Genomic DNA, 2,154 nt, shown 5'->3' on the forward strand with positions numbered 1-2,154 from the left:
ACATGCCAAGAAATTGACCAAAGCTAGAAGACTTTCTGCAGCGGCTTAGTTATTCGTTTCACCCAACTGCCCAGCCAACTTCTTCAAGCGGCTTACTGCTAATTAGTGTAAACGCGATGACACACGGCTCCGCCCCAGGGTTTTCCCAATTGTGGATCGTGCCGCGTTGTACCAGTACATCAACGGCTTTTAAATGAACCTGCGCTCCGTCATCCAAGCCCATGTTAATTTCACCCGAAATGACAACGGCATAATCAATCGATTCTGTGCGGTGATTTCGGGGTGAGACGCCTGGTCCATACTCAACAATTCTAAAAACTGTTCCGCCATCAATTGTAGTGCCAATATCACGCGCGCCTTTGTCCACCTCATCAGAAGCAAACTCAACTGGCAGCTCATTTGTTGTCCAAATAACATGTGCACCTTGACCTGGTCGGCCACTACTGACATTGGGTATAAGATCATCAATGATGACTTTTGCTTTACCATTGGTGTCATGTCCCGTCACCACACGGCGGAATTTAGGTGCGATTTGATCTGTCATATTACCCTCAATGAAATTTTATTTTGAAATTCTAAACGTCTAGAGCATTTGAACCAAGATGAAGTGCCTGATAATCTAATAAATACTAAATCCAACGCGAACCTATATTAGGGAGGAACTTTAAATGTCTCTACAATAAATATCCAGTACCAACGATGTTCGCAGTTCAGTCAACGAAGAGGAATGGCAGACGCGGATTGACCTTGCTGCTGCTTATCGCTTGATCTCGCATTTCGGATTCGACGATTTAACCTACAATCATTTGTCTGCCCGTGTTCCTAGTCACCCTGACCACATACTGATCAAGCCAGTCGATATTATGTTCAGCGAAGTTACGGCATCCAATTTGCTCAAATACGACTTGGATGGCAATCCGATAACCGAAGGCACGCCACAACTTTGGGGCGGCGGCTTTGTTATCCATTGTGGTGTTATGAAAGAACGCCCAGATGTAAACGCTGCTTTTCATACCCACTCACTGGCCGTCATGGGGGTATGCTCGCAAAAGCAAGGCCTCCTGCCCATTAACCAATACGCGCTGACTTTTTATAAAAAGCTCGCCTATCATGATTTTCATGGCTTTGAATTTAACGAAGAACTTCGCGCGCCTTTATTTCGCGATCTAGGTGATAAAAACGTCATGCTGATGCGCAATCACGGCTGCCTAATATGCTCAAGTTCTGTGGGCCACACCTTTGTTCTCCACCACTTCCTGGAACTTGCTTGCCAAGGTCAGCTTGCGGCAATGACGGGAGGCGGTGAAATCAATATGCCTGATGAAGACGTTTTGGAATATGCTGCCAGTCAGCTTGATGGCCTAAACCCAGAAAAAGCCCTCAAAAAAGATTGGCCAGCCTGCCTACGTTTAGATGCGCGCATTGCACCTGGATTCGACAGTTAATGAGTTATGCAGTCAGGGCATGCCTGTTATAGCTCCAATAACGTAAATTGCGCTCGCATATTCATGCCAAACTCTATATTAATAACTTCAACGTCAGCTCTCATACTGGCGTTAACCCTTTAAGGCATAATGTCTGTTATACTGAGGGTTCTAGTAAAGTGACATTTTGAGGTCCGCCATCAGTACCGTATTCACAGAATCTGAACGAAACCGTTTTCGCAATTTGCTGGAACTTGCCAATAGTAGCAAATACAAAGGCGAACGTGAAAACGCGCTCGCAGCCGCGACACGCATTGCCCAAAAGCATGACATGACTTTGGAAGAAGCTGCTCGCTTTGCACCGGCTGAAGGCACTGATGACGATAAAAAGGCTATGCCGCGCCAAGAATACCACCAAAGGCCCCGTAAAAGCTCAGACACTGGCGATACGGCACAAACTCAACTGAGCCCAGAAGAAGAAAAAAAACGCTGGCAAAATGCGGTGAACAAAGCCAAAGATCGCGGTTTAGACAAAGCCGAAGAAGCTAAGGCAGCTGCCTTGGAAGCTGCAAACGCGCGTCGGACCAACAGCAAATCTCGACGTAACCCGGACACTCACGCCAATATATTGCTCAAGGAAACATCGTTCACCTTTGAGGAAATTGCTGATATCACTGGCCTTGATGTCTATAAAATCATTGCTATGAAACTTAAGTCTCGCAACGCAGCT

Annotated in this window: 3 protein-coding genes; 2 read left to right on the plus strand and 1 reads right to left on the minus strand. The window is 46.3% G+C overall.

What is annotated here, in order from left to right:
- Positions 1-58 precede the first annotated feature (58 nt).
- A complete protein-coding gene (locus tag ABNT28_RS10895) occupies positions 59-544 on the minus strand; it encodes a cupin domain-containing protein (RefSeq protein WP_348721609.1) in 486 nt (161 codons plus the stop codon).
- Positions 545-683: 139 nt separating this feature from the next.
- Between ABNT28_RS10895 and ABNT28_RS10900 the strand changes: the two genes are divergently transcribed.
- A complete protein-coding gene (locus ABNT28_RS10900) occupies positions 684-1,445 on the plus strand; it encodes a class II aldolase/adducin family protein (RefSeq protein WP_348721611.1) in 762 nt (253 codons plus the stop codon).
- Positions 1,446-1,668: 223 nt separating this feature from the next.
- A partial coding sequence (locus ABNT28_RS10905) for a hypothetical protein (protein ID WP_348721610.1) occupies positions 1,669-2,154 on the plus strand: 486 nt, incomplete at its 3' end.

The sequence above is a fragment of the uncultured Candidatus Puniceispirillum sp. genome, from assembly GCF_963979125.1.
GTDB lineage: Bacteria > Pseudomonadota > Alphaproteobacteria > Puniceispirillales > Puniceispirillaceae > Puniceispirillum.

Bases quoted from the DNA above. Each gene is read 5' to 3' on its own strand.
- ABNT28_RS10895 (WP_348721609.1), bottom strand. From the start codon at position 544: ATGACAGATCAAATCGCACCTAAATTCCGCCGTGTGGTGACGGGACAT.